The organism is Pseudoalteromonas sp. BZK2, from assembly GCF_014349195.1.
GTDB lineage: Bacteria > Pseudomonadota > Gammaproteobacteria > Enterobacterales > Alteromonadaceae > Pseudoalteromonas > Pseudoalteromonas simplex.
This window is the reverse complement of the sequence record NZ_JACSOG010000004.1, coordinates 172,791-180,561: the sequence shown is the minus strand read 5'-3', so window position 1 is coordinate 180,561 and position 7,771 is coordinate 172,791. Positions and strand designations below refer to the sequence as shown.

The following is a 7,771-nucleotide window of genomic DNA, read 5'->3' as shown; positions in this document are numbered from 1 at the left end:
CTTCAATCTAATCGACGTTGCTTCAATCTCAATCAAACCTTGCTTAAACAAACCGCCAATGGCTTTTTTGTAGTTTGCTTTACTGGTTGAGAAAGTCTTTTTAATTGCTTCAGGGTCTGACTTATCACCTAGGTGAAGTACGCCACCTTCGGCTTTTAATTTTGCTAAGATTTTTTCGCCTAAGTCGTTTACTTTGCCCATACCTGGTTTTTCAAGGAGTACGTCAATTTTACCGTCTTCACGTACTTTTTGAATAAAGCCTTTTAAACGCTGTCCAACAAATAGCTTTTTAAATACGGTGTTGTAATAAACCACACCAATGTGGGCTTCGTTTACAAGTACTTTGTAACCCAGGTCTGTTTTACCGGCAACGATTAAGTCAACTTCTTCCATTACTGAGTAAGTTGGTTCATCTTTCGATAAAAACTTATTAAAGTTGCTCGATGCACAAATACGTTGGCTAGCGTTATCTAGGTATAAACGTACAAGATAAGAAAAGCCGTCTTTCATTTTTGGCTTTTGTTCGTTGTATGGCGCAAGTACGTCTTTTTCGAGGCCCCAATCCATAAACGCACCAGTGCTGTTGATGGCTTTAACACGTAGTAGGGCATATTCGCCCACTTCAGCTAAAGGTTTTTTTGTGGTGCCTGTTGGGTGACCTGCGTGATCTAAGTAAATGAATACTTGCACGCTGTCGCCAGCTTCTAGTTCGTAATCAATTTCTTTGCTTGGTAAGAATACTTCGCCTAAATCACGGCCATCTAAATAAGCACCTTCGTTAGACATTTCGTTAACGAAAAGGGTTTGTGTGGTTCCTAAAATACTCATTATTATTCCTGTTCTGGCTTTTTCTTACGGCGCATTGGAGCAAAACCATCTACATCAATTGGTGCTTGAATAGGGGCTTTTGGCTTTTTAGGGGCTGCTTTGCGTTTTGGTTTTGCAGGTTTTGCAGCCACTTTTTTCTCTGCTTTTTTCCAAACTGTGTTTGGTTTTTTCTCACGCAGACCTTTAAATTTACCAACAAGGCCGTCAACGGTGAAAAAGCTTAATTCATCATTTAAAAATGCTTTAATTGCTTTGTAGCTTGGCCAATCTTTCGGGCCCACTAATGAAATAGCAGTTCCTTTAAAGCCTGCGCGACCAGTACGACCAATACGGTGCACATACTCTTCAGCATGTTTTGGTAAGTCAAAGTTAATTACGTGGGTCACGCTTAATAAATCAAGACCACGTGATGCAACATCGGTGGTAATTAAGATTTTAAAGTTTTCACGGCTGAAGGCGTCCATAATTTCAAGGCGCTTAGCCTGTGTTAAGTCACCCGCAAGCGCTTGCGCTTTAAAGCCTTTATCATTTAATAGCTGACTTAAACGCTGAGTGTCGGCACGTGTTGCGGTGAAAATAATGCATTGGCCAACATTGTCTTGTTTTACAAAGTGCTCAAGTAGGGCTTCTTTGTGATCTAAGTGATCAGCTAAATAAAGCTGTTGGGTAATGTCACTATGTTGCTCGTTAGAGGCACTTAACAATATTTGTTTTGGTGAACGTAAAAGGTTACGTGACAGGGCATCAACTTGTGCATGGTCAAGGGTTGCTGAAAACAATAACGTTTGGCGTAAACGGTGATCAGCAAGCTCGTTAATCATTTTAACTTGATCGGTAAAGCCTAAATCTAAAATACGGTCAGCTTCATCAAAAATTAAAAGCTCTAAGCCTGAAAGCTGTAATGAGCGTTGACTCAAATGGTCAGCTAAACGCCCTGGTGTGCCCACCACAAAATGTGGGTCTTTACGAAGAGCCTTTATTTGGTCATTAAAGTTTTCACCACCCAGTACTTTTACAGCACTAATATTTGTACCGGCAATTAATAGCCTTAATTGGCTGTACACTTGGGTTGCTAATTCGCGGGTAGGCGCAACGATTAAAACGCGAGGGTCGCGTTTACTGAGTGCTTTTTGTTTCATTACGCGCTGTACAGCAGGTAATAAAAACGCCAGCGTTTTGCCCGATCCTGTTTTTGACTGTGCAAAAATATCATGGCCTGCGATAGCTGTTGGTACCGCGTGAGCTTGAATGTCAGTGGGCTGGGTGATGCCTTGATGCGCAAGTTGTTTTTCGAGGCGTGTATCAATCCCAAGTTCAGTAAAATGCAATGCGTAATCTCCGATGAGCAAAATTTGTAAATCCTGTTCATTATAACGCACTTGCCTCACTTGGAGACAGTAAAAACACAGCTATTTCGCATCAGTTTTTGCAATTATCGCTAATTCGCGTAAAATACGCGCCCTCAATGCGCCGGATTTGCGATTCGGTTAACGCCCCACATGGACATCTAAAGCAAAAGGTAAAACCATGACTGCTGTTCATAAAGACAATGTAACTAGCGAGCACTTTGTTGTTTGCGCACTTTACAAATTTGTAGCCCTTCCTGATTTTGAAGCGATTCGCCAACCACTACTAAAAGTAATGGAAGACAATGAAGTACGCGGTACTTTGTTACTTGCGGCTGAAGGTATCAACGGTACTGTTTCTGCTAAACGTGAAGGTATCGATAACCTACTTGCATGGTTAGATGCACAACCAAACCTAGACAACATTGTGACTAAAGAGTCATACGATGACGAATGCCCGTTCTACCGTACTAAGGTAAAACTGAAAAAAGAAATCGTAACTATGGGTGTTGAAGGTATCGACCCACGTGAAGTAGTGGGTACATATGTAAAACCAGCTGATTGGAATGCATTAATTTCAGATCCTGAAGTGATTCTTATCGATACACGTAACGATTACGAAATTGAGATCGGTACTTTCCAAAATGCGGTTGATCCAAACACTAAAACATTCCGTGAATTCCCAGCATGGGCGAAAGAAAACCTAGACCCAGAAAAGCACAAGAAAGTCGCTATGTTCTGTACCGGCGGTATTCGCTGTGAAAAATCAACTGCGTACATGAAAGAGCAAGGCTTTGACGAAGTATTCCACCTTGAAGGCGGTATTCTTAAGTACTTAGAAGAAGTACCAAAAGAAGAAACCATGTGGGAAGGTGAGTGTTTTGTATTCGATAACCGTGTAGCGGTAAATCACGATTTACAAAAAGGTTCTTACGACCAATGTCACGCTTGTCGTATGCCTATCACTGAAGAAGAAAAGCAAAAGCCTGAGTACATGGAAGGTGTATCGTGTCATCACTGTCACGACAGCCTAACAGAAGAGCAACGCGCACGTTTTGCTGAGCGTCAAAAGCAAATCGAGTTAGCACATGCGCGTGGCGAAGGGCACATCGGTAACGAAGCGCAAGAAGTTCTACGTAAGCGTAAAGAAGCAAAAAAAGCGCAAAAAGAAGCACAGCGCCAACAGTAATTGTTAGCTTTATGAATTGATAGAAACCCCAGCATTGTCTGGGGTTTTTTATGCCTATTCAAAAAGAACATATAAGTGATGGTTCTTATTGTCTGGAGGTAACCATTGCAAGCTAAGCACACTTAAAAGAGGTCGATTCATCACATTGTCGTTTCTAATTAGAAAACACAGGCGATGTATGCGTTTATTTCACCTTGGCTAATTGTTTATTAAACGAAGTCAGCTTTTTATTGATCACAAAGCTGTTACACTTCGTAACAATTAAAACGATTCTTATTTAGGTGAAATTTTGACAATTGGCAAATTACATACATGGACTTTAATTGCCTGTATTAGTTGTGTTTCCGTCGCTGAGGCGGCTAATGTAGTTGTAGAATCAGTGTCTGTTGAAAAGTCTAAACAACAGATAAAAGCAGTGGGTAATGCAGAAGCGATTCACTCAGTCACTCTTTACCCAGCCGTTGGGGACAGAGTCACTGCTGTTTACTTTAAACCAGGCGATAACGTTGCCAAAGGTGACTTACTATTAGAGCTTGATTCACGTAGACAAAAAGCAGCGTTGATCGAAGCCGAAATTACTTTAAAAGATGCTGAGCGCACCATGAAAAGGCTTGAAGAAAGCCACGCCCGTGGTGCGGTGCCGCAAAGTGATTTAGATGATGCGAAAACGCTTTATGAGCTTGCAAAAGTCCAGTTAATGCAAGCGAAGACAGAGCGTGAAGACCGAGAAGTTCGTGCTCCTTTTAGTGGTGTTATGGGTTTAACTGACGTCGAAGTAGGCGACAGGATCACAACCCAAACAGCCATTGCGACTATCGATGATATTTCTGAGCTTTATATCAATTTTAATGCCCCAGAAGCCGCTATCTCAGTGCTTAAACAAAAATCTTCGGTCGAAGTAGTGCCTTGGTTAGGCGATAAAGCTTACACGGCTAAGGTGGCAGAGCTTGATTCGCGTATCAATGCGCAAACCCGCACACTCAGAACAAAAGCCAAACTTGACAATAATGCTCAGCAATTTATGCCGGGTATGAGCTTTCGTGTGCACATAAATATTCTAGGTGAAGAGCTTGCTGTAGTACCCGAAGCAGCCATGATGTGGGGGGCAGCAGGCCCTTACGTATGGAAGAGTGTCGATAAAAAAGCCACACGCGTTGATGTTAAAATTGAGCAGCGTTTAGCAGGGCGTTTGTTAGTCTCTAGTGGCTTAAACGAAGGTGACTTATTGGTGACAGAAGGCGTTCAGCGCCTAAGACCTAATCAAGAGCTTAATTTCATCAATGAAGTGCAGCTTGCCAAGGAGTAATGATGAAACAGCAACCTATGATGGAAGACTTGCCATCAATGGCGATACGTCGCCCTGTTTTAATTGTGGTACTTAACTTACTCATTATTATTGCCGGTATCGCTGCAATAGCAGGGGTTGAAGTACGTGAGCTTCCTGATGTTGATAGACCACGTATTACTGTATCAGCGTCTTTCCCTGGTGGTTCACCGGAGACCGTAGATACCGAAGTGACTAGTAAGCTCGAAGGGGCGGTTGCGAGGGTAAGTGGTGTAAAGTCGATTCGTGCGCAAAGTGAAGAAAACAATGCTCGTATCGTGGTTGAGTTTCGCCCCGGTGTTAATTTAGATGATGCTGCAAACGAAACACGCGAATCGGTAGCCCGTGTGCAGCGAGAATTACCCGAAGAAGTTGAACGGGTATCAATTATTAAAGCCGATAATGATGCCGAAGCGGTTGTATCGTTAACGGTATCAAGTGATAGCTTATCCCTTGAGGCGTTGACAGAGCGTGTTGATGTTGACTTAGCCCCGCAGTTTTTAACCATTCCAGGGGTTGCCGATGTTCGTTTAAATGGCGACCGTGAACGGGTTCTTAGAGTGCGCATCGACCCACTTAAGCTAAGTAGCTTTAACCTTACCGTACCAGATATTGCCAACGTACTTCGTCAGGCTCCCTTTGATGTGCCGGCGGGTAGTTTAAAATCAAGCGATCAACAGGTGATCGTTCGTGCTGATGCAACGTCAATCTCTGCTGAACAAGTAGCCGATATCATCGTTCGAGATGATACCCGTATTGGCGATGTTGCGGCTGTTTACTTTGGCCCAGCTGATCCGCGTTCGTTCGTGAGGCTGAATGGTACACCTGTGATTGGTATGGAAATTATTCGTCAGGCGCAATCTAATACCATTGAAATTTCAGATGAAGTGCTAACTTTAATCGAACGTATGCGAGTGCGTTTTCCTGAAATGGAATTTACTTTAACCTCTGATGATGCTCAGTTTATCAGAAGCTCAGTTGATGAAGTTATTAACTCACTTTTACTAACCGTGCTGTTAGTGGTGATCACACTGTGGGTGTTTATTGGCTCATGGCGCGCAACGCTTGTTCCTGCATTTGCGATACCTGTTGCATTAATTGGCTCTTTAGCACTTATTTGGGCGCTTGGTTTCTCAATTAATATTCTTACCTTGCTTGCACTCGTGTTAGCTACTGGTCTAATTGTAGATGATGCCATAGTGGTAAGTGAGAACATACAACGTCAGCGGGGCTTAGGTCTTGGTCGTCGTGCAGCTGCAGTGGTTGGTACCCGTGAAGTATTCTTTGCTGTTGTGGCAACAACCGCCGTACTAGCTGCGGTGTTTGTGCCTATCGCTTTTTTACCATCAACAGCAGGGCGACTATTTAGAGAGTTTGGTGGGGTATTAGCAGGCGCTGTGATCATTTCAAGCTTTGTTGCGCTGTCTTTGGTACCTGCGCTGACATCAAAACTGAAATTAAAGCAGGGCGGTTTTCATCCGTTTGCGAAAGTTGGCCATGTTTTAGCTGCTGTTTATAAGCGCACTATACATGGTGTACTTGAACATGCATGGCTTACCTTTTTTGCGTGTTTGTTGGTCGCTGCAGGCTCTGGGGCACTGTATTTCAATCTAGATAACGAGCTATTACCAACAGAAGATCGCGGTAAAATTCGTATTTTTGCCCGTGGCCCTGATGGTGTTGGCTTGAACTTTATGGACAGGCAAGCGGTGCAAATGGAAGATATCTTACTGCCGTATGTTGAAAGTGGTGATATTGAGTCTATTTACACTGTGGTTGGGCAGTGGGACCCAAATATTGTATTTATTACTGTGCCGCTAAAACATTGGGACGAACGTCATTTTAGTCAGCAAGAAATTATCAATAAAATACGTGAGCCTTTAGGTAATATTCCTGGTGCGGCTGGTTACCCAGGTGGTTCAAATAGTTTGAACTTGCGTGGTCAAGGCGGTGGTATTGAGCTTGCCTTATTGGGCCAAGACTACCTCGAGATATTTAAAGCTGCGCAAGACTTCTCTGCTGAAATAGAAAAAGCAGTGCCAGAAGTGGCCCCTGTACGTATTTCATATCAGCCGTCACAGCCACAATTACGGGTTAATATTGATAGACGTCGTGCTGAAGAGCTAGGCGTATCGCTCAGTGATATATCAGTAACGTTACGTGCTGCAATCAATGGTGATGATATTGCCGATTTAAATATTGGTGACCAATCAATCCCGATTATGTTGCAAGCACAAAACCAAACCATCACAAACCCGAGCGATTTAGCTAACTTGTATGTTGGTGGCCGTAATGGTCAATTAGTGCCATTGAGTAGTGTGGCAACGATTACTGAAGAAGGTGTTGCCGCTGAGCTTGAGCGCCATGCACAACGCCGTGCTATTGAACTGAGTATGGAAATGCCAGAGGGCGTAACTATTGCTGAGCTGGTAACAAAAATCCGTGATATTTCAGAGCAATCTTTGCCTGCGGGTATCAGCTTGGCGTTTAAAGGTGAGGCATTAACCTTTGAAGAAACCGCCAATGAAGTATTGGTGACCTATGTTCTGGCCTTTTTAATTGTTCTTCTGGTATTGGCAGCGCAATTTGAAAGTGTGAATAGTGCAATCGTTGTTATGATCACTGTACCATTTGGTATTACATCAGCAATTTTAGCGTTATATCTAACAGGTACATCATTAAACATTTACTCGCAAATTGGTTTAGTGATGCTGATTGGTCTAATTGCTAAAAACGCCATCTTGCTGGTGGAGTTTGCCGACCAATTACGTGACCAAGGCCGCTCGGTTAGAGTGGCGGTAGAAGAGGCCGCACTAGTGCGCCTTCGTCCAATCGCGATGACACTGGTTTCAACTTTATTAGGTGCATTACCACTTATTTTATCTACCGGTGCAGGGGCTGAGGCTCGTAACGCGATTGGTTGGGTAGTATTTGGCGGTTTAGCACTGGCGGTGTTATTTACCCTCTATTTAACGCCTGTTATTTACCTTGGTTTAGCTCGCTTTACTAAACCAAGAGGTGACGAGTCGAAACTTCTGGCTGAAGAGTTAGAAAAGGCTTAATCCAACTTAATTGGCTATTTTT

The 7,771-nt window shown here is 43.2% G+C and carries 5 protein-coding genes; 3 read left to right on the top strand and 2 right to left on the bottom strand.

Annotated elements, in window-relative coordinates:
• On the bottom strand, positions 1-828 hold an 828-nt coding region (locus BIZ38_RS04210), incomplete at its 3' end, for a S1 RNA-binding domain-containing protein (RefSeq protein ID WP_054551342.1).
• Positions 829-830: 2 nt separating this feature from the next.
• The gene (locus BIZ38_RS04205) at positions 831-2,156 is read right to left on the bottom strand and encodes a DEAD/DEAH box helicase (RefSeq protein WP_054551932.1); all 1,326 of its coding nucleotides are present in this window, start codon (positions 2,154-2,156) and stop codon (positions 831-833) included.
• Between the two features lie 199 nt (positions 2,157-2,355).
• Here BIZ38_RS04205 and BIZ38_RS04200 point away from each other — a divergent pair, with 199 nt between their 5' ends.
• From BIZ38_RS04200 to BIZ38_RS04190, 3 genes are all read left to right on the top strand, one after another.
• On the top strand, positions 2,356-3,363 hold the full coding sequence (locus BIZ38_RS04200) for a rhodanese-related sulfurtransferase (protein ID WP_187489644.1): 1,008 nt from the start codon (positions 2,356-2,358) through the stop codon (positions 3,361-3,363).
• Between the two features lie 289 nt (positions 3,364-3,652).
• Positions 3,653-4,669 (top strand): efflux RND transporter periplasmic adaptor subunit, encoded by a 1,017-nt coding sequence (locus BIZ38_RS04195; RefSeq protein ID WP_187489643.1) that lies wholly within the window; start codon positions 3,653-3,655, stop codon positions 4,667-4,669.
• 2 nt (positions 4,670-4,671) lie between these two features.
• Positions 4,672-7,749, top strand: coding sequence for an efflux RND transporter permease subunit (locus BIZ38_RS04190; RefSeq protein ID WP_082389291.1), 3,078 nt, complete (start codon positions 4,672-4,674; stop codon positions 7,747-7,749).
• The last annotated feature ends 22 nt before the right edge of the window (positions 7,750-7,771 follow it).

What these genes read in the sequence shown, in the direction of transcription:
- BIZ38_RS04200 (WP_187489644.1), top strand. Translation starts at nt 2,356, where the DNA reads ATGACTGCTGTTCATAAAGACAATGTAACTAGCGAGCACTTTGTTGTT.
- BIZ38_RS04190 (WP_082389291.1), top strand. Translation starts at nt 4,672, where the DNA reads ATGAAACAGCAACCTATGATGGAAGACTTGCCATCAATGGCGATACGT.